The sequence below is a fragment of the Noviherbaspirillum humi genome (assembly GCF_900188095.1).
GTDB classification, from domain to species: domain Bacteria; phylum Pseudomonadota; class Gammaproteobacteria; order Burkholderiales; family Burkholderiaceae_D; genus Noviherbaspirillum; species Noviherbaspirillum humi.
The window spans coordinates 21644-43307 of sequence record NZ_FZOT01000023.1; the positions used below are offsets into that span (position 1 = coordinate 21644).

General features: G+C 64.0%; 17 protein-coding genes and 1 tRNA gene. 10 read left to right on the forward strand and 8 right to left on the reverse strand.

Annotated features, from left to right (window positions below; all coding sequences use genetic code 11):
* Positions 1-547 precede the first annotated feature (547 nt).
* Entirely contained in the window at positions 548-3739 is a 3192-nt protein-coding gene (locus tag CHB88_RS21815; protein ID WP_089401469.1) for a bifunctional diguanylate cyclase/phosphodiesterase, read from the forward strand.
* A 218-nt stretch (positions 3740-3957) separates the two neighbouring features.
* The gene (locus CHB88_RS21820; protein ID WP_245845169.1) at positions 3958-5559 is read left to right on the forward strand and encodes a class I SAM-dependent methyltransferase; all 1602 of its coding nucleotides are present in this window, start codon (positions 3958-3960) and stop codon (positions 5557-5559) included.
* A 447-nt stretch (positions 5560-6006) separates the two neighbouring features.
* On the opposite strand, the gene CHB88_RS21825 is transcribed toward CHB88_RS21820, so the two are convergent.
* The 4 genes from CHB88_RS21825 to CHB88_RS21840 form a co-directional block, all read right to left on the reverse strand.
* Positions 6007-6978 (reverse strand): Bug family tripartite tricarboxylate transporter substrate binding protein, encoded by a 972-nt coding sequence (locus tag CHB88_RS21825; RefSeq protein WP_089401471.1) that lies wholly within the window; start codon positions 6976-6978, stop codon positions 6007-6009.
* 12 nt (positions 6979-6990) lie between these two features.
* Positions 6991-7962 (reverse strand): quinone oxidoreductase family protein, encoded by a 972-nt coding sequence (locus CHB88_RS21830; RefSeq protein WP_089401472.1) that lies wholly within the window; start codon positions 7960-7962, stop codon positions 6991-6993.
* Positions 7963-7990: 28 nt separating this feature from the next.
* Positions 7991-8800, reverse strand: coding sequence for an enoyl-CoA hydratase (locus tag CHB88_RS21835; RefSeq protein ID WP_089401473.1), 810 nt, complete (start codon positions 8798-8800; stop codon positions 7991-7993).
* Positions 8801-8875: 75 nt separating this feature from the next.
* On the reverse strand, positions 8876-10066 hold the full coding sequence (locus CHB88_RS21840; protein ID WP_089401474.1) for a CaiB/BaiF CoA transferase family protein: 1191 nt from the start codon (positions 10064-10066) through the stop codon (positions 8876-8878).
* Positions 10067-10280: 214 nt separating this feature from the next.
* Between CHB88_RS21840 and CHB88_RS21845 the strand changes: the two genes are divergently transcribed.
* Entirely contained in the window at positions 10281-10940 is a 660-nt protein-coding gene (locus CHB88_RS21845; RefSeq protein ID WP_089401475.1) for a GntR family transcriptional regulator, read from the forward strand.
* Between the two features lie 135 nt (positions 10941-11075).
* On the opposite strand, the gene CHB88_RS21850 is transcribed toward CHB88_RS21845, so the two are convergent.
* A complete protein-coding gene (locus CHB88_RS21850) occupies positions 11076-12125 on the reverse strand; it encodes a tyrosine-type recombinase/integrase (RefSeq protein ID WP_089401476.1) in 1050 nt (349 codons plus the stop codon).
* A gap of 197 nt (positions 12126-12322) precedes the next feature.
* Positions 12323-12754 carry an EamA family transporter gene (locus CHB88_RS21855; RefSeq protein WP_089401477.1) on the reverse strand — a complete coding sequence of 144 codons (432 nt, stop codon included), beginning with the start codon at positions 12752-12754 and terminating at the stop codon, positions 12323-12325.
* A gap of 523 nt (positions 12755-13277) precedes the next feature.
* Between CHB88_RS21855 and CHB88_RS21860 the strand changes: the two genes are divergently transcribed.
* The 5 genes from CHB88_RS21860 to CHB88_RS21880 all read left to right on the forward strand — a co-directional run bounded on the left by CHB88_RS21860 (position 13278) and on the right by CHB88_RS21880 (position 17859).
* Positions 13278-14471, forward strand: coding sequence for an MFS transporter (locus CHB88_RS21860; RefSeq protein ID WP_217900214.1), 1194 nt, complete (start codon positions 13278-13280; stop codon positions 14469-14471).
* Positions 14472-14558: 87 nt separating this feature from the next.
* Positions 14559-14945 carry a nuclear transport factor 2 family protein gene (locus CHB88_RS21865; protein WP_176442601.1) on the forward strand — a complete coding sequence of 129 codons (387 nt, stop codon included), beginning with the start codon at positions 14559-14561 and terminating at the stop codon, positions 14943-14945.
* Between the two features lie 35 nt (positions 14946-14980).
* Complete coding sequence (locus CHB88_RS21870; protein WP_143131423.1) at positions 14981-16174, forward strand: polysaccharide pyruvyl transferase family protein; 1194 nt, start codon at positions 14981-14983, stop codon at positions 16172-16174.
* An 82-nt stretch (positions 16175-16256) separates the two neighbouring features.
* Entirely contained in the window at positions 16257-16901 is a 645-nt protein-coding gene (locus CHB88_RS21875; protein ID WP_089401481.1) for a nuclear transport factor 2 family protein, read from the forward strand.
* A gap of 79 nt (positions 16902-16980) precedes the next feature.
* Complete coding sequence (locus CHB88_RS21880) at positions 16981-17859, forward strand: NAD(P)-dependent oxidoreductase (protein ID WP_089401482.1); 879 nt, start codon at positions 16981-16983, stop codon at positions 17857-17859.
* An 84-nt stretch (positions 17860-17943) separates the two neighbouring features.
* Here CHB88_RS21880 and CHB88_RS21885 read toward each other — a convergent pair whose 3' ends face one another.
* Positions 17944-19812: a TRAP transporter large permease gene (locus CHB88_RS21885; RefSeq protein WP_089401483.1), complete on the reverse strand. Its 1869-nt coding sequence runs from the start codon at positions 19810-19812 to the stop codon at positions 17944-17946.
* A 28-nt stretch (positions 19813-19840) separates the two neighbouring features.
* A complete protein-coding gene (locus CHB88_RS21890) occupies positions 19841-20869 on the reverse strand; it encodes a TRAP transporter substrate-binding protein (RefSeq protein ID WP_089401484.1) in 1029 nt (342 codons plus the stop codon).
* A gap of 265 nt (positions 20870-21134) precedes the next feature.
* On the opposite strand from CHB88_RS21890, the gene CHB88_RS21895 reads away from it, so the two are divergent.
* On the forward strand, positions 21135-21389 hold the full coding sequence (locus CHB88_RS21895) for a DUF3820 family protein (RefSeq protein ID WP_089401485.1): 255 nt from the start codon (positions 21135-21137) through the stop codon (positions 21387-21389).
* Positions 21390-21436: 47 nt separating this feature from the next.
* A tRNA-Ala gene (locus tag CHB88_RS21900) sits at positions 21437-21512 on the forward strand.
* Positions 21513-21664: the final 152 nt, after the last annotated feature.

Below are 21664 nucleotides of genomic sequence, written 5' to 3' on the forward strand. Positions count from 1 at the left end.
TGCAGGACGGGCAAGGATGGGTTCATCCCGTTCATGGCCGCTGCGGCGCGCTCGCTGATGCTTCATTCTACGTTCCTTTCGCCGTCGGGCAGCTGCCGGTCAGCCGCCCATGCAAGCTCGTTCCGATGTGCTTCCCGCACGAAGATGCCATCGGCCTCAGCAGACACAACGACTGGCTCGATTCGGTGATGACTGCGAGGGCAGAAAGTATGTAACAGGCGGTTACTGCATCATGGAAAACCCGCAGCAGCGGGCAGGGATTGATCGTGATGAAGCGAACCGTGTGGTTTGCGTTTGCAAGCCACGCGAAGGGGCCGCCCCTGCAAGCATGCCGCCATCCCCGGCAACAGCCGCAGCGGCGACTCGCGAGACGCGCATTGTCATCACCAATGGATGACGGAACAGAAAAAAGCCGCGCAAGGGATGCAACTCATTCACCAAATGACCTACTAACAAGGCGAATCTCATTGACGATCGATTAACCGATGACAATCGGCTTTCCAACTAGATAGTGCCGCCTTACGCCTTGACCAAGCCATTTACCGACATGGAACCCCGAACCGCCTCGGGGGTTGTGAAACGTCTTGTCGAACTGTTGCCGCGCATGCACAAGCTGATGGCGGCAGCCGTGGTCATTACCGATCAGGAAACTCATTTCTGCGCTGCATCCACCGGGCTCGATGGATGCCACCCTGATGCATTGATGGCCTTCTGCCGCTCGGCCACCCGCCGCGATGGCGTCATGGTGGTAAGCGACACTTCCACGCTGCCGGAACTCGCCGAGCATGCCATGGTGAAAGGCGCACCGTGGATACGATTTTATGCCGCGGTTCCGCTCAAATCGGAAGAGGGAAAGTCCATCGGCATCCTGTGCGTGATGGACCGGGTGGCGCGAATGCCCAGCGCCGGGATGCTGGCCTCGGTTGCGGCCATGGGCGAGCAGATCGCACTGCAGCTGCTCATGGAACGGCGCCAGACGGCCATGGCGGCCGGCTCCCACGATTCTGCGGGCACCTCCCATTTCGCCCGGGTGAATCGCGCGCTGCGGCTGCTGAGCGCCTGCAACGAATCGGTCATGCGCGCCACCAGCGAAGCGGCGCTGCTCAACGATATCTGCGGGCTGGCGGTGAACGTCGGCGGCTACCTGATGGCCTGGGTCGGCTATGCGCAGCCGGACGAAGAATCCAGCATCAAGCCCATGGCCCATGCCGGCCAGCTGCCGATGGAAGACTACCTGAGCCGGCTGAAGTTGAGCTGGTCGCCGACCCATCCCGGCGGCAACGGTCCGGGCGGCCGCACCATACGCGAGGGCCGGCCGGTGATCTGCGACGACATCGCCACCGAAGACAGCCTGGCACCATGGCGGCCGCTGGCGCGGCATGCGAACGCGCGCAGTCTGGTGTCGCTGCCGCTGCGCGACGGCAGCCATACCTTCGGCGTGTTCGGCCTCTATTCGATGGAAGCCGTTTCCGAGCATCAGGAAGAGATCGAACTGCTGCAGAAGCTGGCGGACAATCTCGCTTACGGCATCAGCAGCCTCCGTTCCCGCCTGCGTCACCAGCGCATCGAGGCCGCGGTGCTGGTGGCGGCCGCCGGCGTCTCGGCCAGCGGCGGCAGCGCCTTCTTCGAGCAGCTTGCCGGCAGCATGGCGCTCGCCGTCGGCGCGCAGGCCGGCATCATCGGCAGGTTCCTGCCGGGGCGTCCGCTGCGGGTGCGCAGCCTAGGTGCGGTGGCCGACGGCGCGGCGCTCGAGGAGTTCGATTACAACATCGAGGGCACGCCGTGCGAGCGGCTGCTCTCGGCGCCGCAGTGCGTCGTCTCGGAGCGGGCAATGGAGCAGTTTCCGGATGCGCTGCGCCTTCATGCCTTTGCCGCCCAGGCCTATGTCGGCCTGCGGCTGGACGATTCCGCCGGCCAGGCGATCGGCCTGATCTATGTCCTGTTCCGCGAAGCCGTCACCGAACTCAGCTTCGTCACCTCCACCCTGCGCATCTTCGCTGCCCGCGCCGCCGGCGAAATGGAGCGGCTCGAGGCCGACGCCCGCATACGCAACCAGGCATCGCTGCTGGACCAGGCGCAGGATGCGATCATCGTCAGCGGCATCGACCACCACATCACCTATTGGAACAAGGGCGCCGAAAGGCTGTACGGCTGGAGCGCCGAGGAAGCGCTGGGCAAGGACAAGGCGCAGCTCCTGTACCGGCATCCGATCGACTTCTACGAAGCCAGCGCCCATGCCCTGCATCATGGTGAATGGCGCGGCGAGGTTGAGCAGCGGCGCAAGGATGGCGAATCGCTGACGGTGGAGGGCTACTGGACCCTGGTGCGCGGCAACGACCAGCGGCCGCAATCCATCCTTGCCATCCATACCAATGTCACGCAGCGCAAGGCGGCGGAGCGCGAGATCGAAAGACTCGCCTTCTACGATCCCCTCACCCGGCTGCCGAACCGGCGCCTGCTGGTGGAGCGCTTGCAGCATGCGCTGGAAAACCAGGAGCGCGACCTGCATGGCGGCGCGCTGCTGTTCCTTGATCTCGACGACTTCAAGACCATCAACGACACGCTCGGCCACGACAAGGGCGATCTGCTGCTGCAGCAGGTGGCGCAGCGTCTGATTTCCTGCGTGCGCAAGAACAATACCGTGGCCCGGCTGGGCGGCGACGAGTTCGTGATCATGCTCGAACAGCTCAGCCACGACCTGCATGAAGCTGCCAGCCAGGCGCGGGTTGTCGCCGGCCATGTGCTGGATGCCTTCGCCCAGCCTTTCCACATCGCCGGCCACCATTACCATACCTCGCCCAGCATCGGCATCGCCATGTTCGGCAACCGCGACTTCAGCGTCGACGAACTGCTCAAGCGCGCCGACCTGGCGATGTACCAGGCCAAGGCGGCCGGCCGCAACACGATGCGCTTCTTCGATCCGGAAATGCAGCAGGCGGTGAGCGCCCGGGTGGCGATGGAGAACGATTTCCGCGACGGCCTGCAGCTGCAGCAGTTTTCCCTTTACTACCAGGCGCAGGCCGACCGCGAGGGCAGGATGACCGGCGGCGAGGCGCTGGTGCGCTGGCAGCATCCGCGCCGCGGCCGACTGTCCCCGGGCGAGTTCATTCCGCTGGCGGAGCATACCGGGCTGATCCTGCCGCTGGGCGAATGGGTGCTGAAGACCGCCTGCGAACAGCTGGCGCGCTGGGCGCGGCAGAAAGCGACCGCCGGATTGAGCATTTCGGTGAACGTCAGCGCACGCCAGTTCCGGCATGCGAACTTCGTGCCGCAGGTGTTGGGAGCGCTGAACGACAGCGGCGCCAATCCGTCGCGCCTGAAGATAGAGCTCACCGAAAGCCTGCTGGTGGAAGACATGCAGGAGACCATCGCCAAGATGGCGGCGCTGAAGGCTTACGGCGTCGGCTTCTCGCTGGACGATTTCGGCACCGGCTACTCCTCGCTGTCCTATCTCAAGCAGCTGCCGCTGGACCAGCTGAAGATCGACCAGTCCTTCGTCAGCGACGTGCTGACCGACCCCAACGACGCCGCCATCGCCAGCACCATCGTCGCGCTCGGGCAAAGCCTCGGCCTGAACGTGATCGCCGAAGGCGTGGAAACCGAAGCGCAGCGCGACTTCCTGGCGGACCACGGCTGCCATGCCTACCAGGGCTATCTTTACGGGCGGCCTATGCCGGCGGAGCAGTTCGAGGCGATGCTGCGGGCTGCTTCCGTTCACGCAAAGCCACAGCTTCATTGAACAGTTGCCGGTTGCCGTCAGTGTAGTGAAATTGCACCGAGCAGCGAGCACTGCGGCAACCGCAAAATCGAAGAACGCAAGATCGACAATAGGCTAACCGAGAGTGTCTTCAGCGATAGTCGAAGTCATTTTCTAGCTTGCGTTAATGCACTTTCAAAAAATGATTTAGAGGCATATGCATCATGCGGCTTTAAACCTTAACAATTAGCTTGATTCATGTGATTTTATTCGGTCATTTCGTCACTTACGCATTGAAAATGACCGTATCCAAGACCGTCACACCATCTTCCCCGCTTCGCTTTCCAGCAGGTGCCATGCAGCCCGAGTTCTTGCCCGGAACCCACGGTATTTCATTGGACCGTATGCTGGCCGGAACGACGGACCCAAAGGCTGGGCGGCTGGCATCCGCAGATGTGACGAAGATGGATGCCTTCCATCGAATGTCCTGGGTGTTGGAGCATGCCGTTCAAGGTTTGCCAGAAAAGATTAAGGCGGAGGTTTCGCAGTTGATCTCGCCACAATCGTTACTGCTGCTTCTAGGATTCCTCGCTGCCCAGGCAACGCCTATAGGCTGGATTGCCGATCTTGCGGTACTCGGTCTTACCATTCGCGAAGCCTGGTACGTCATAAACTCCTTGAACCGCATCAACGCGCTGGTCAGCAAGCCGCGAGACCGGCAAGATCTATTAGTCGCTGCGAATGTGACGGGCGATCTCATCGCACGGCTTGCGTCGTTGGGATTGCTTGGCAAAGTGATCGGCGCCTTCAAGCGTCATATGTCCAAACATACCGCGCAACCTAAGCAGACGCCGCAAGCTATTCAAGGACCAACCATCGATGTTTCTTCGAGGCGGTTGCCTCGCTCCGAAGGAAATTCATCAGTCCCGCTGACGCCGACGAGGATCGAAACGAACCCATCTTCAAGATTATCGGTTCGCGATTTGCATTCACCAGGTAAAGCGCGGACGGAGATTGTTCCTGAAAAGCGGGGCCGAAATCCACCTACGAACCAGCAAGGCAATTCGCAGCAACCTGCCACGCTGAACAGAAAGGCGTCCAATGCAAATCGTCGTAATGCTACGGCGCGTATAACGGTGTTCGCGTCGCCCCCGAACAGGCCATTGCTGCAATCATCAAATGCGGTGACAAACACGAATGCGCGGGCACCAATCGTCACCGAGAGGCCCCCAATGACTGAGTGGCAGCCGCATTACGAAAAAATCAAGAACAATCCTCCCTTGCCAACGCTGGTGAACTTTCTCAATGATTGGGTCAAAGGCAGCAGGCCGCCCGGCCTGGCAGTGGATATGGGGGCAGGAGCCGGCCTTCAAACTGCCGCGCTCAGCCGCTATGGCTGGGATGTAGTGGCAATTGATGCCGATGCTGCCTCTCCTTATTACGTTCGACAGGCATTGGCTAGAAATCGAGATCGGGCCCATGCAAATAAACGCTCTTCTGACGGTTATGGCAGGGTAGTGATCAAAGTACAAAAGTTTCAGGACGTCAAACTTCCGCCCGATGGAACGGTGGATTTGGTGTGGTCCGGCAGCCTTTCCTTCGTCCCGCGAAAAGACATGCCGGCCATCTTGCAAAAAGTTCGCCGGGCACTTGGGAAGGATGGTCGATTAGTGATTACCCTGTTCGGTCCCGAGCATCATTTAACAGGGAGCGCGGGCATCACGGTTTGGAAGGAGGAAGAAGTGCGCGCGGTGCTGAAAGGCTTCCGAATTCTTTCCTTGCAGCGCAAGAAAACGACGACGGAGTTTACGAACGGTTCAGGCGTATATGACTTGGTAGAAGTTGATGCAGTCAAAGAGTAGGGAAGCGTTTCACTGCGTCCGCGCGGGTTCCATAAAGAATTTCGCCATTCTGGCTTGAGAAGCGATCAGTCGATGCAAGTAAAAAAGTTTGAATCTTATTGCGGTCCAATGAGACTTTGCTCTCTCAAGCGCATGCAATTCACATCGAGCAGCCCGCGCCAGCAGGGCCTCGTCAGCCGCGCTCTCCAGTCTCAGCTGCGCAGCAGCACGTCGCTCGCGTGGCTTTGAAGCAGCCGGTCTGCGAGCGACCAGGCGCGGCCGCTGTAAGTGGAAGGAAACAGAGCATCGCCCGGTATGTTTTGCACCCACTGCACCTGCAGCCAGAAGGCGAGTTGGCTTCCGGCCCATTCGGTAATCAGGTCGCCGCGGCACCGAGAGCGAAGCCGGCGCCGAGCATGGTTGCCAACGCGGCGCGGTAGCGCACATCTCTCCAGGCGCCCGGCTCGCTCAATCGGCCGTGATGCCGGAATCCTTCACCAGCTTCTCCCAGAACCGCGCATCTTCCTTCAGGAACTGCTCGAAGTCGGCCGGCGAGCGGGACAGGGCGACTTCGGTCGCCTCCCGCGCCAGCATGGTCTTGACCTCGGGTTTTTGCAGGGCCGCGCTGGTCGCCTCGAACAGCCGGTTGACGACTTCCGGCGGCGTGCCGGCGGGCGCGAAGAAGCCGTACCAGAAATTCATGTTGAAGCCGGGATAGCCGGATTCCGTCATTCCCGGAATGTCGGGCGCGAAGGCTGAGCGCGCGGGCGTGCTGACGGCGAGTCCCTTCAGCCGGTTTGCCTTGATGAACGGCAGGACCGACGGCGGCGTGGCGAAGGTGAGTTCCACGTCGCCGGCGATCACGGCCTGCACCGCCTGGGCGCCGCCCTTGTACGGCACATGCTGGATGTCGATCCCGGTCGCCTGCTTCAGGTAGACCGCGCCGAGATGGGGCGCCGAGCCGTTGCCGGACGTCGAATAGTTCAGCTTGCCGGGCGACTTCCTGGCCGCGGCGACCAGGTCTTTCAATGAGTTGATGCCGAGGGCCGGGTTGGCGGTAAGGATGAGCGGGGAATTCGATATGCGCGTGATGGGGACCAGCGTGTTGACCCCGTAGTTCTTCTTCGGGTTCATCGCCGGATTGACCGACATGCTGCTCGGGCTGGCGATCAGGATGGTGTAGCCGTCGGGCGGCGCCTTGGCGACGAACTCGGCGGCGATGCTCGAGCCGGCGCCCGGCTTGTTCTCGATGATGATGGACTGCCCCAAGACCTTGCTAAGCGCCTCGGCGGCGACCCGGCCGGTGAAGTCGGCGGCGCCGCCCGGCGTGAAGCCCACCACCAGCTTGATCGGCTTGCTCGGATACGACTGCGCCTGCGCTCCAGGTGCCGCTGCCAAGCAGGCGGCGAGCACGGCAAGCGGCGGAATTGCTTTCCCCATGATGTCTCCTTTTTATATCGTCACGACGAGTTTTCCGAGATGCTGGTTCGACTCCATATAAGCCTTGGCGGCGGCCAGTTCCGGCAGCGCAAACGCCTGGTCGACCACAGGTTTGATCTTTCCCGCTGCCAGAAGCGGCACGATGTCGGCGGCGAAATCGCGCGTGGCGGCCGCGCGGAATGCGGCGTCGACCATCTTGTTCGACACGCCGAACAACACCAGCCGGCGCGAATGCAGGGCGGCGATGTCGAGCTCGGCATGCAGCACGCCGTCGACATAGCCCACCGTGGCCAGGCGCCCCTCGAACGCCATGCTGCGGATGCATTCGGCAAACACCGAGCCGCCGACCGTGTTGACCACCAGGTTGACGCCGGCGCCGCCGGTGACATCCATCAGCGCTTGGCAAAAATCCGGGCCGCGCGTGCACAGCGGAAGATCGAGCCCCAGCGCTTCCAATTGCGCCAGCTTGGCCCGGTTGCCGGAAGTGCCGGCCACGGACGCGCCGATCGCCTTGGCGATCTGGAGCGAGGCCACGCCGATGCCGGAGGCGGCCCCGGTCACCAGCAGCCACTGGCCGGGCATCAGCCGGCCTTGCCTGACCAGCATCTCGTGGGCCGTCATGTAGGTGACCGGAACGCACGCCGCCTGCTCCCAGCTGAGCGCTTCGGGCATGGCGATCGCCTGGTCCACATCCATGAGCGCGAACTCGGCGAAGGCGCCGACGAGGCGGCCGAACACCCGGTCGCCTGCCTTGAAGGCAGCAACCTCGGCACCTGCGGCCACGACTTCGCCCGCGCCTTCGATGCCGGCCGGCTTGCTCGTCCCGGTCTTGCTCAGGCCATGGCCGGCGATGAACTCGCCGCGGTTGAGCCCCGCCGCGCGCATGCGCAGCAACAGTTGGCGCGGCCCCGGCGCCGGCGCCGGCTGCTCCCGCATCTCGATCGCAATTTCCCCATCTTCCGCCAGCAGCCACCAAGCTCGCATGTTCGCTCCCATCGTTGGACGCTTTCGATTACTTGCCGCGAAATACCGGCTTGCGCTTCTCCATGAAGGCGGTCCTGCCTTCGGTGTAGTCCTCGCTTTCGAAGCAGTTGCGGATGAGCTGCTGGCACAGCGCATGGTCGAGCTCCGGCGAGGGCTTGAGGATCTCGCCGATGATGGTCTTCGCTGCATGGATGGTGATCGGGGCGTTGGCGCCGATGGAGCCCGTGTACTCGGCGAGCAGGGCCGGCATGTCGGCCGGATCGCACACGCGGGACACCAGGCCAAGCGACAGCGCCTCCCTGGCGTCGATGCGCCGGGCGGTGTAGAACAAATCCTTGGCGGCGCCGACGCCGATCAGGTCGACCAGGTTCTTCAGCGCCGAATAGCGGTAGCCCAGCCCGAGCCGCGCCGCCGGGATGGCGAACACCGCATCGCTGGAGGCGATGCGGATGTCGCAGCTGATGGCGACGTTGACCCCGCCGCCGATGCAATAGCCGTGGATGGCCGCCAGGGTCGGCTTGCTGCAGCGGTAGATGCTCATCAGCGCTTCTTCGGCCATGGCTTCGTAGTGCTTGACGGCTTCCTTGGCCGCGCGCATGTCCTCGAACTGCGAGATGTCGGCGCCCGAGACGAAAGCCTTCTCGCCCGCTCCGGAAAACACCACCAAGCGTATGGCCTCATCCTTTTCAGCCTGCGCCAGCAGCGGGGGGACGGCCTCCCACATGTCCACCGACAGGGCATTGTGCCGCGCCAGATTGTTGAAGCGGATGTGCAGCGTGCCGGCGTCGGTCCAGGCTTGCACGCGATCGGTCGGGGAGAGATAGGTTTCTGTCGTCATGGCTCTTGTTCGATGGTTCGATGGTGTGAATGGTGGGGCGCATCGCAGGGACGGCGGTCCCCGCCGGCAGGCGCGTCAGAAAACGCCGGCCGATTTCATGTCGGCGACCTGGGCGGAGGTGATGCCGAGCTCCCCCAGGACTTCCTCGGTATGTTCGCCGCGGCGCGGCGCGGCGCGCACGATGTCGCTCGGCGTGCGCGCCAGCTGGACCGGCTGGCCCACGAGGCGCTGCTCGCCGAGCCGGTTCGAGACCACGGTCTTGACCATGTCGAGGTGCTGCACCTGCGGTTCCTTGAAGACGTCGCGCATGTCGTTGATCAGTCCGCAGGCCACGCCGCCTTCGTTCAGGCGCTCGATCCAGTGGCTGCAGTCCTGCTCCGCCAGCCGCCGGTTGATCTCGGCGTTCAGGCTGTCGCGGTTGACCGAGCGCGCCGCCTTGTCATGGTAGCGCGGGTCCTCGATCCACTCCGGCGCGCCCAGGATGTGGCAGAAGCGCTCCCAGATCTTCGAGCCGAACACGGCGATGTTCATGTAGCCGTCGCGCGCCTTGTAGACGCCGGTCGGAATGCTGGTGGGATGGAAGTTGCCCGCCTGCTGCGGAATCTCGCCATCGATCAGCCAGCGCGAGGTCTGGAAATCCATCATGTAGACCATGGCTTCGAGCAGGGAGGTATGCAGCCATTGCCCCTTGCCGGACTGCTCCCGCTCCAGCAGGGCGACCAGGATGCCCTGCGCGGCGAAGATGCCGGCGCAAAGGTCGGCGATGGGAATGCCGACGCGCATCGGGCCGTCGCCGGGCATGCCGGTCACCGACATCAGCCCGCCCATGCCCTGGGCGATCTGGTCGAAGCCCGGCCGCGCCGCGTATGGACCGGTCTGGCCGAATCCGGAAATGCTGGCGTAAACCAGGCCGGGATTGTCCTTCGCCAGGGAGTCGTAATCGATGCCGAGTCGATACTTCACGTCGGGGCGGAAGTTTTCGACCACCACGTCGGCCGTGGCGATCAGGCGCTTGAGCACCCGGATGCCTTCCGCTTCCTTGAGGTTGAGGGTGATGGAACGCTTGTTCCGGTGGGTGTACTGGTAATCCGAGCCATCCTGCCCGCCGAGCGTATCGTCGCCGCGCATGTGCTCCGGCATCTGCACCTGGATCACGTCCGCGCCCCAGTCCGCCAGCTGCCGGCATGCCGTCGGGCCGGCGCGTACCTGGGTGAGATCGATCACGCGAAACCGCTGCAGTGCGGTTGAAGCCGGTACGTGGGGCATGTCTTCCTCCGGATTGTTTTGATTTGTTCACGGAGTATTCACACTTCGGCCAAAAGTGTCAACACTTTGAAACGGATTGTCGTCAATTTTGAGCGCCGTTCCCGTTCCGTGGACCTGCCCGCATGTATAATCGCCGCACAGACAGCCGCAGGGCGGACAAGGGTTTCGACGAGGCGCAAGAAGCCTTTCCCAGGCTCGACAAGATGGATTCCACATGACACAACTGGCAACCCGAAAGCCGGGACAGGGCTTGGCGCTGGGCATATCAGAGCAGCTCAGGCAATTGATCTACACCGGCGAGATCGCGCCTGGCGAGCGCTTGAACGAGGCGGCCCTTGCCCTGCGCATGGGCGTCAGCCGCGGGCCGGTGCGCGAAGCGATCCGCATCCTCGCCGGCTCCGGCCTTGTCACGGCGGTGGCGAACAAGGGCGTATTCGTGCGCAAGATTTCCGTGCGCGAGATGATCGAGGCTTATGAGCTGCGGGCGCTGATCTTCGGCTTCGCCGCCCAGCGCGCCATCCAGCACGTCACCGAAGAGCACCGGCAACGCTTCGAGAAGCTGCTCGCGCAGATGGACCAGGCGTGCGAGGAGGAGGATGGAAGCCGCTACTACGAGCTGAACCTGGCGTTTCATGCGCTGATCATGGCGCTCGGCAAGAACGAGCGCTCGCAGCAGCTCTACAACGATTTCGTCAACGAGCTGCATCTGTTCCGGCGCGGCTTCTTCAATTCCCCCGGCAACATGCGCAAGTCCAATGCCGAGCACCGCCAGATATACGAAGCCATCCAGAGCGGCGCCGAAGCCAGGGCCCGCAGCGCGGCGGAAAGGCATGTGATGTCCGGGCACCAGCGCCTGCTGTCCCAAATCGACTGAGCCACCGCGACACCGGCGGCGCAACGCCGCAGGAACTTGCCGCACCGTCTGATGCGGCACCGGCGCCGCCGCGATTTATCTTGCAGCGCAGACCTGAGCCGCCGCAGCGGCAGGAAACGTGGAAGCGTCGGAGAACTAGACCACTTCCACCTGGCTCATCACGATCCCGCGATATCGGCTCATCCCGTTCACGTCCAGCAGCCCGAGCCAGCGCGCCACGTCGGCCTCGCTCTTGCCCTTCGACAGCTGGCGCAGCGCGAACGTATGGCGCAGCTTGAACAGGCCGCCGGCATCGCTGCCCAGACCGGCCTGCAGCAACACCTCGCGGGTGGCTTCGAAGCAGCCGGTGTGCGACCAGGCGCGGCCGCTGGAGGTGGACGGAAACAGATAATCGCCCGGCATGTTCTGCTCGCGCCGTACCTGCAGCCAGAAGGCGAGCTGGCGCCCGGCCCATTCGGCGATCGGGGTCTCGCGCGCCGGCGAGTTGCCGTTGCCGGGCAAGGCCAGCTTCCACGGCAGGCCGGCCTTGCGGCCGCCTTCGATGATCACGCCATCCAGCTGCGCGGCGCGCACGTCGCCCGGCGCGAGGCCGGCGCCGAGCATGGTCGCTACCGCGGTGCGGTCGCGCACATCCTTCCATGTGACCGGGCCGAGCGCCGGGTCGGTGCCGCGCAGCTGGGTGACGTAGGCGATCAGGCGCTTGGCCTGGGCGGCGTTCAGGTAGTCGGGCAGCGGGTCCTTGTGCGAGGCATTGGCGTAGCGGTATTCGGGCCGCTGCAGCATGTCGTGCGCCGCCATGTTGACCGGCAGGCCCTGCATCTCGGCCTGGAAGCGGGTCAGCCGGTCGATCAGGGTGAGGAAGCGGCGCGCATAGCGCGGCGACAGTTCGTCGCCCTTGGTGGCCACGCGTGGCCGGGTGGGGTGGTCGCCGGTGCCGCGGCTGATGAGGAAATTGTCGATATCGCCTTCGCGCAGGTCCTTCAGGTCCATGCGCCGGTCGACGCAGAAGGCGACGAAGGCGTGCCACATCTCGCGATAGACGATCGCGGATTCCTCGCTCAGGGCGCGCTGAGTGCGGTCGCGCGAATTGCTCTGGGCGCGGTGGGCGATCCAGGCATCGAAGCAGTCGCGCAGGCGCTGTTCGAGCGAGATCGCGTCGGCGCCGTCGAAGAGGGAAAGCGTCATGGCAGTCAGGATGGAGGGATGAAAGGACGGCCGTATTGTGCATGCAATTCCGGCCACGTTCAAGAAAACATATTAACTGCATGCGACCGTTCAGCCGCTGACCGGCGTCAAGGGCCGCAGCGTCGAGGGCCGCAAAGAGAGCAGCAGACCGGGCGAGTCTGGCATCCGGGAAAGGAGATGCCAGATAGTTCAGAAAATCAGAAAGCGATCATGATGATGGATCCCGCCGTGATCAGCAGCCCGCCGATGGCCACCGGCCAGCTCAAGGCTTCGCCGGCGAACGCCAGCCCGAGCACGATGGCGAACGCCACGCTGAGCTTGTCCACCGCTGCTACGCGCGACACCGGACCCAGCTGCAGCGCCCGGTAATAGCACAGCCACGACAGCCCGGTGGCCACGCCCGACAGCGCCAGGAAGATCCAGGCATGGCGCGGAATCGAGGCGGGATTGACCCACTCGTTGCGCGACCAGATGATGGCCGCCACCACCGCGATGATCACCACGGTGCGGATCAGTGTCGCCATGTTGGAATTGAGCCCGGCCACGCCGAGCTTGCCGAAAAGGGCGGTGAGACCGGCGAAGAACGCCGCACCGAGCGCATATAGCTCCCATCCGGAACGAGTATCCATATTGCCTCTCTTGATTGGTCGGTTGATAACCGGGCCATGCTGCCACAACATGCAATGCCCCGGGCGCCTCATCCGGTGCTCTGCCTCATGGCGCAGCCGCTGAGGCAAGCCTGTACGGCGCCGATCCCGGCGCCAAAAACGTTTATCGACTAGACTCCCGCCTTTCGTCAGTCATCGGCAGCAGGCGTATTGATGGTCGACGACCATGCGCGAAGTGCCATCAGGGCAAGGCGTCGTGTCAAATGGTTCGGCCTTTTTCGATGCCCAAACCCGGGGCGGCGCCACCCTCCGCCTTGCGGCATCGTCCGCGATGCTGGGTTGGCAGCGCCGGCTTGCCGTGATCCGGAGATGTCCCTTCGCCCTGCGGCAGCCGAGGGTTTGCCCGGGAAGGCGGCCCATGCGGGATAAAAGCAGCCGATCGGCAGTCTTAAGCTGTTCAATCATGCGGCATTCATGCGGCCGACTCTGAACGAAGCCATTCGGAAATCATTCCTCAAACCAGACAAGCAACAAGGATTCACCAATGCAATCGCGCCCACGCGCACTTTCCGCCGGCATGCCGGCGCCCGACTTGACCGGCGGCATGATCGGCTTCTTCGCCTTCTGCTGCGGAGCGATCGTCGCCAACATCTATTACGCTCAGCCCATCATCGGCCTGATCGCGCCGGACATCGGCATGTCGCCGCGGCTGGCCAGCCTGATCGTGTCGCTGACCCAGATCGGCTATGCGCTCGGCCTGTTCTTCCTGGTGCCGCTGGGCGACCTGGTGGAGAACCGGCGCCTCATGATCATCACCACCGTCGCCGCGGTCGTCAGCCTGGCCGGCGCGGCGCTCTCCGCCTCGCCGTCGCTGTTCCTGCTGCTGTCGCTCATGCTCGGCTTCAGTTCGGTCTCGGTGCAGATCATCATTCCGATGGCGGCCCACATGGCGCCGGAAGCCAGCCGCGGGCGGGTGGTCGGCAGCATCATGAGCGGGCTCCTGCTCGGCATCCTGCTGGCGCGGCCGGCCTCGAGCTTCATCGCCGGCCATTTCGGCTGGCGCGCCGTGTTCGCCTCGGCATCGGTGCTGATGCTGGTTTTCACGCTCATGTTCGCCATGCGCATGCCGATGCGGCGGCCTCAGTACGGCGCCGGCTACGCCGCGCTGCTGCGCTCCCTCGGCACGCTGATCCTGCGGCACCGGGTGCTGCGCGAGCGCGCCTTGCTGCAAGCCTGCATGTTCGGCTCCTTCAGCCTGTTCTGGACCGCGGCACCGCTGGAGCTGGCGCGCAGCCACGGCTTTACCCAACAGCAGATTGCGGTGTTCTGCCTGGTCGGCGCCATCGGCGCGGTGGCGGCGCCCGTGGCCGGCCGCCTTGCCGACGCCGGCCACGTGCCGGTGGCGACGATGACCGCCCTGATCCTCGGCGTGCTCAGCTATGTGCCGGGCGCGCTCCTCGATGGCCACTGGAGCATCATCGGTCTGGGCGTGACCGCCGTCGTGCTCGACTTTTGCGTGCAGATGAACATGGTCATGGGCCAGCGCGAAATATACGCCCTCGACGCCGCCAGCCGCGGCCGGCTGAACGCCCTGTACATGACCAGCATCTTCATCGGCGGCGCCGTCGGCTCCAGCATGGCGAGCGCGCTGTACAGCCACGGCGGCTGGCTGTGGGTGACGCTGGCGGGCGGCGGCTTCCTGCTGCTGGCGCTGCTGCGCTACGTCATGAGCCGCTAAGCTGCCCGCTCGCTTGTGCGGCGGCATGGCGCATGGGCGTGATTGGCCGTATGCTGGGGCGCGATTCTTCTCTTCAAGGAGCGCTCCGTGCAACCCATCGATATCGTACGCGAAGGCTATGCCCGCTATGAACGCCGTGATTTCGCCGGCGTGTTCCAGCTGCTCTCCAGCGATGTGGAGTTCAGCCAGACCGAGACGCTACCCTGGGGCGGCGTCCATCGCGGCCACGAAGGTGCGCGAGATTTCTTCGCCAGGCTGAACCAGCACACCGACGCCACGCCCCGGCCCATCACCTATGTTCCTGCTGGCGACGACGTGGCGGTGATCGGCCGTCTCACCGGCACGGCGCGCGCCACCGGCCGGCCCATCGATCTCGACATCGTGCACGTCTGGACGGTGAAGGCCGGCAAGATCGTGCGCTTCGCGGCCTACATCGATACGCCGGCGATGCGGCAGGCCCTCGGCACGGATTGAGCCGAGCGTTCGCCGCTCGCGCTTTGCTGCGCTCCATGGACCGCTCCCGGATACTTTTCGGCGCCTTCGACCGCCACAATTTCGGCGACCTGCTCTTTCCGCATATCCTGGCAGCGATGCTGCACGGTCGAACGATGCGGCATGCCGGGTTGGCGCAGCGCGATCTGCGCCACGTCGGCGGGCATGCAGTCGAGTCGCTGGCGCATCTTGGCGCCAGCCTGCGGCAGCCGGCCGACCTCATCCATGCCGGCGGCGAGCTGTTGACCTGCGGCGCCTGGGAAGCGGCGGTGATGCTCCAGAACCCCCGCGATGCCGAGGACCTCGTGACCCGTTTCGATGCGCATTCCAAACCGGCGCGTTACTGGGCAGCCCAAGCGATCGGCCGGTCGGACCGCGTGCCTTACCTGGCCGATGCCAGCATGCTCAGCGGTGGCGGACGGTGCTTCCATCATGCCCTCGGCGGCGTCCAGCTGGATGCGATGCCTGGCGAAATGCGCGATGAGGTCCTGGCCAAGCTGGGCCGCTCCGCCCGGCTTTCGGTGCGCGATCGCGTCACGCGGGAGGCTTTGCGCAGCGCCGGCATTCAGGCCGCCCTGACGCCCGACCCGGCCGTCATGGTAAGAAGCCTGTTCGATCACCTCATTCAAACCCATGCGCAGCGCGGCGAAGCCGCCGGGCTGATCGGTGCCTTCCCGGCCGGCTACCTCGCGCTGCAGTTCAGCGCCGATTTCGGCGACGATGCGACGCTGGACGCCATTGCGGCGCAATGCGAAGTCCTGCGCCGCGCCACCGGCCTGGTTCCCGTGCTGTTTCGCGCCGGCGCGGCCCCCTGGCATGACGACCTGGATGTCTATCAGCGCCTTGCACAGCGACTGAAAGCGGCGCGCGTGTTCCAGTCGCTGCACCTGTGGGACATCTGCGCCCTCATCGCCCGCAGCCGTGCCTATGCCGGCAGCAGCCTGCATGGGCGCATCGTCGCCACCGCCTACGGCTTGCCGCGGGTGAACATGCTTCCTCCGTGGCAAGGCTCGGCACCTTCGAAGCAGCACGCTTATGCAGCTACCTGGGAAATGGATGGCGTGCCGCTTGTGTCAGCGGTGGATGAATTCGCAGCAGCCCTGGAGGCCGCGCTTGCCATCGAGGGAAAACGATACCGGCACTGGGCTGAACGGCTTGCGTCCGAATACCGCACCGAATTTGCGTCGTTCGCCGCCGCGCTCGGGACATGAGCCAGCCCTTCTTGCTAAGATGCCGTTTCACCGTCGCCAAGCAGCGGCGCATGCAACGACAAAACAACATGAAGGAGATGAGATGGACAAGGACATGGAGCAGCGGCTGCGCATTGCCGAAGTGGTGCAGAACTGGGCCCTGTGGCGCGATGCCGGTTTCTGGGAACGCTTCGCCACGGTATGGCACGACGACGGCTGGATGTCGGCCACCTGGTTCCAGGGACCGGCGCCGAAGTTCATCGCCATCAGCAAGACCGGCTTCGAGAAGGGCGTGTCCATTCTGCACTTCCTCGGCGGCAGCACCATCGACATCCGCGGCAAGCGTGCCATCGCTCAGACCAAGATGACCATCAACCAGCGCGGCATCGCCGACGATACCCTCGTCGACGTGCTCTGTACCGGCCGCTTCTACGATTTCTTCGAGCTGCGCGAGATCAACGGCGTCGAAGAGTGGCGCATCGTGCGGCGCCAGCCCATTTACGAAAAGGACCGCATGGATCCGGTGGATCCGTCGGCGACGCCGAAGCTCGATGGCGATCTCCTGGCCCAGTTCCCCAAGGGCTACCAGCACCTCGCCTACCTGCAGACGCGCCTCGGCTTCAAGGTCAAGCGCGACATGCCGGAACTCACCGGCCCGGTGGTGCAGGCGCTCTATCAGCGCGGCGAGAAATGGCTGGCCGGCGATTCGTCGCCTTTCGATGAGCCGCCGGTCGAAACCGTGATTTGAGGATCGATATTCCGGGTGGGGCGCTTGCGGCTGCCCGGCAATCCGGACCAGATATTTTTAGAATGAGAAAAGTCAGGACATGAACAGCACATCCCCGACGATCGGCGTGATCGGCATCGGCGCCATGGGCATGGGCATCGCAAAGAACCTGCATCGCAAGGGCTGGCCCATCGTCGTGCGCGACATCCGCCCGGAAGCGGAAGCGGAGGCTGCTTCGCTCGGCATGCGGGTGGCAGCGACGCCGGCAGCGCTGGCCGGGCAGGCCGACTGCATCATCATCGTGGTGGTGAATGCCGCCCAGATCGATGACGTGCTGTTCGGTTCGGGCAGCGTCATCCAAGCCGCGGCGAAAGGCAAGACGGTGGTGCTGTGCTCCACCATCGCGCCGGAAGACACCATGCGCTTTTCCGGTCGCCTCGCCGAAGCCGGCGTCGCCGCCATCGATGCACCGATTTCCGGCGGCCCGGCCAAGGCCGAAGCCGGCAGCATGAGCATGATGATCGCCGCGCCGGAAGCCGTGCTGCAACCGTGGCAGCCGCTGCTGGAAGCGATGGCGGCCAAGCGCTTCCATATCAGCGATCACGTCGGTGACGGCGCCAAGACCAAGCTGGTGAACAACCTGCTGGCCGGCATCAATCTCGTGGCATCGGCCGAAGCCTTTGCGCTCGGCAAGCGCATCGGCCTGGAGCCGCGCAAACTGTTCGACGTCATCGCCGCCTCCAGCGGCTCCTCCTGGGTCTTTGAAGACCGCATGTCCCGCGTGCTGGAAAATGACTTCGAGCCGCGGGCCTTCGCCCACATCCTTACCAAGGACGTCGGCCTGGCCACCGCGATGGCGGATGCCGCCGGCTACGACACGCCGCTCGGCGACGCGGCCCTCGCCCGCTACAAGCTCACGCTGGAGCGCGGCTGGTCGCAGCTGGACGATGCGGCGGTGATCAAGACCTACGAATCCTGATTCGGGATCACGCAAAAGGAAACGGCGGGCAGAAAATCTGCCCGCCGTTTTCATTTCAGCCGTGCGCTCTCGAACTCGGGGAGCTCAGAGGAACCCGATGGAAATCCACGGAATCGCGGCGATCAGGATCAGCGCGATGAACAGCGCGCCGAGATAGGGCCAGACATGGCGCATCGCCTGGTCCGGATTGACGCGGCCGATGGCGCAGGCGGCGTAGAAGCCGACGCCGAAGGGCGGGGCGAACAGGCCGAGGCCCATGGCGAAGATCACCACCATGGCGTAATGCACTTCATGGATGCCGACGGCGCGCGCCACCGGGAACAGCAGCGGACCGAACAGCACGATGGCAGGAATGCCTTCGAGCACGCTGCCGAGGATGACGAAGGCCACCACCGAGATCGCCATGAAGCCGATGGAACCGCCCGGCATGGCCGACATCACCGCCGCCAGCTGGCGCGAGAAGCCGGACTGGGTCAGCGCCCAGGCCATGGCGGTAGCGCAGCCGATGATGAACAGGATGGCGCCGGACAGTGAGGCGGTTTCCACCAGCATCGGGTACAGCCGCTTCCAGTCGAACTGGCGGTAGATCAGCAGGCCGACGATCACGGTGTAGACGATACCGACGGTCGACACTTCGGTGGCGGTGGCCACGCCTTCCACTACCACGGCGCGGATGACGAAGGGCAGGGCCAGCGCCGGCAGCGCGACGATGAAGGCGCGGGCGATCTGGCGGCCGGTGGCGCGCTTCACGCCGGTCATGTTCTCGTTCCGGCTATGGAAGAACACCACCACCGCCAGTGCCGCCGCGCCCACCAGCGCCGGCAGCAGGCCGCCGGTGAACAGCGCCGCGATCGATACCCCGGTGACGGAGCCGATGGTGATCAGCACCAGGCTGGGCGGGATGGTTTCCGACATCGCGCCGGAGGAAGACAGCAGGGCAATCAGCCGGCCCTCGTCGGAGCCGCGCCGCTTCATTTCCGGGAACAGCGCCGGCGCCACCGCCGCCATGTCGGCCGCCTTGGAGCCGGAGATGCCGGACACCAGATACATCGCGCCCAGCAGCACATAGGCCAGGCCGCCGCGCACATGGCCGAGCAGTGAAGCGAGGAAATCCACCATCGCCTTGGCCAGGCCGGTCATCTCGATCAGCACGCCGAGGAAGACGAACAGCGGCACCGATAGCAGGATGAGGCTGGACATGCCCTCGTCCATGCGGCTGACGACGATGGTCAGCGGCACGTTGGTGGTGAGCGCCAGGTAGGAGAGCGTTGCCACGCCGAAGGCGAACGCGATCGGCACCGCGCAGGCCACGCACACCGCTACCATCACCACGAAGAAGATCAGCAGGTTGAGATTGCCGAGCTTCATGAACACCGGCCGCGCGAACCACAGCGCCGCAGCCAGCGCCACGAAGAACAGCAGGCCGATGCCGAGCTGGCGCTTGGAGCCATGCTCTGCCAGGCGCATCAGGATGATGGCCATCATCAGCACCGCGCCAATGCCGATGGCCGCCACCCGCAGGCCATCCTGGATTTCCAGCGCCGGCGTGGAGATCGCCCACTGGTCCTGGAAATACTCGTGCGCCGGCAGGATGATTTCCAGCACGAAGGTGGCCACCACCAGTTCGGCGCCGAGCGTGACCCAGCCGCGCGTGCCGGGCTGCAGCCGGTTGACCAGGGTGGTCAGGCGCATGTGCTCGCCGCGGCGCAGCGCGATCACCGCGCCGAGCATGGCCAGCCACAGGAACAGGATGGAGGCGAGCTCGTCGGACCAGGTCAGGGGAGCGTTGAAGACATAGCGGGCGGTGACGCCCGCCAGGAGAACCAGGATTTCCAGGGCCACCAGGATGGCGGCCGGGATCTCGCTGATCGCCGCCAGTCCGCGTTCCAGGATCAGGAACAGCGGCCGGCGGTTCGCCACGCCGGAGGCGTGGCCGACGGATGAGGCTTGCATGGCGGATGTGGGAAGAGTTGAGGCAGGATTATTCGAGCTTGCCGGCGTACTTTTCCAGCATCGCCCAGGCATCGGCGCCGTATTTCTTCTTCCAGTCGGCATAGAAGCCGGATTTCTTCAGCACCGCGCGGAAGGCATCGACATTGACCTGGTTGAAGGCCATGCCTTTCGATTTGAGCTCGACCTCGACCGAGTTGTTGAGGCGGCGCACGTCGTCGCGCTCGCGCTCGCCCGCGCCGTTGATGTGCTTGGTGATGATCGCCTGCAGGTCCTTCGGCATGCGGTTCCACATCTTGCCGTTGGCGAGGAACCAGAAGCCGTCCCACATGTGGTTGGTGAGGGAGCAGTACTTCTGCACCTCGAACAGCTTGGCGGTCTGAATGATGGCCAGCGGATTTTCCTGGCCTTCGACGATCTTGGTCTGCAGCGCGGAGTAGACTTCGCTGAAGTTGATGCTGGCCGGCGCCGCATCAAGCGCCTTGAACATCGAGGTCCAGAGCGGGCTCACCGGCACGCGGATCTTGAAGCCCTTCAAGTCGGCCGGGGTGTTGATCGGCTTTGTCGAACTGGTGATCTGGCGGAAGCCGTTGTCCCAGATCTTGTCGAACGCATGCAGGCCGGCCTTGGCGATGTTGCCGCGCACGAAGGCGCCGAGCTCGCCATCCATCGCCGCCCACACCTGCTGGTAATCCTTGAAGGCGAAGCCGATGCCGTTGATGGACGCGACCGGCACCAGGGTCGACAGGATCAGCCCGGACAGGGTCATGAAGTCCATCGCGCCGGAACGCACCTGGGACAGCATGTCGGTGTCGGAGCCGAGCTGGTTGTTGGGGAAGACCTGGATGTCGACGCGGCCGTTGGTCTCCTTGCGGATGGCATCGGCCGCTTCCTTGGCGCGCACGTTCAGCGGATGCACTGCCGGCAGATTGCTGCCGTACTTCATGCTGAATTCGGCGGTCTGGCCATAGGCGAACTTGCCGACCATCGACGTCGCCAGCGTGCCGGCGGTGAGTTTGGATGCCTGCGTCAAGAATTTGCGCCGGGTCTGCTGTGTCATGGTTGTCTTCCCCTGATGCTGAGTGTTGTTGGTGTTGCTGCAGTAAGAGCGGCGATTATACCGTCGGGTCTTGCGCTTGAGGCAAGGTTTAGTACGGGCGACGCCGCCTTGGCGCGCAGGGCACCTTCTGGGTTGAACCCATCTGCGGCATTCCCGGTGGCTGCGGCGTGGCAGCATGTTGGCGTGAAAACGCGGTAATCTTCCAGGCCCGTCACATGCCATCGACCTTGACCAAGCCACGGCATCTCATTATCGAAAAGACATCATGAAGCCCGAAGACCTGCAGCGCCTCGTCACCCTGTCCATGCCCTACGGGAAGTACAAGGGCCGCCTGCTCGCCGACCTGCCCGGCCATTATCTAGGCTGGTTCGCCCGGGAAGGATTTCCGCGCGGTGAACTTGGTCAGCTGCTGGAACTGATGTACGAGCTGGACCACAACGCCATGCGTCACCTGCTTGACCCATTGCGTCCCGCCGGCAGCGGCGCCGGCTACGGCGTCAAGCGTTCCATGGCTGAGTAGGTGCTTGCCATGGATGGCGGAGTTCATTTATAGTGATCAACCATTATGGGGCGGTAGCTCAGCTGGGAGAGCGTCGCGTTCGCAATGCGAAGGTCGGGAGTTCGATCCTCCTCCGCTCCACCAAATTCCCTTCCAAGTAAAGCCAGAAAAGTCTAGAAATGGCATTGAAAACATAGACTTGCTTTAAAATTTTGTCCGGTAAGTTCCAGACGGTTCCGTTGAAAGCCAACGCGTTTTGACGGTAATATTGACGGTAGCAGCAACCTTGTCTAGAG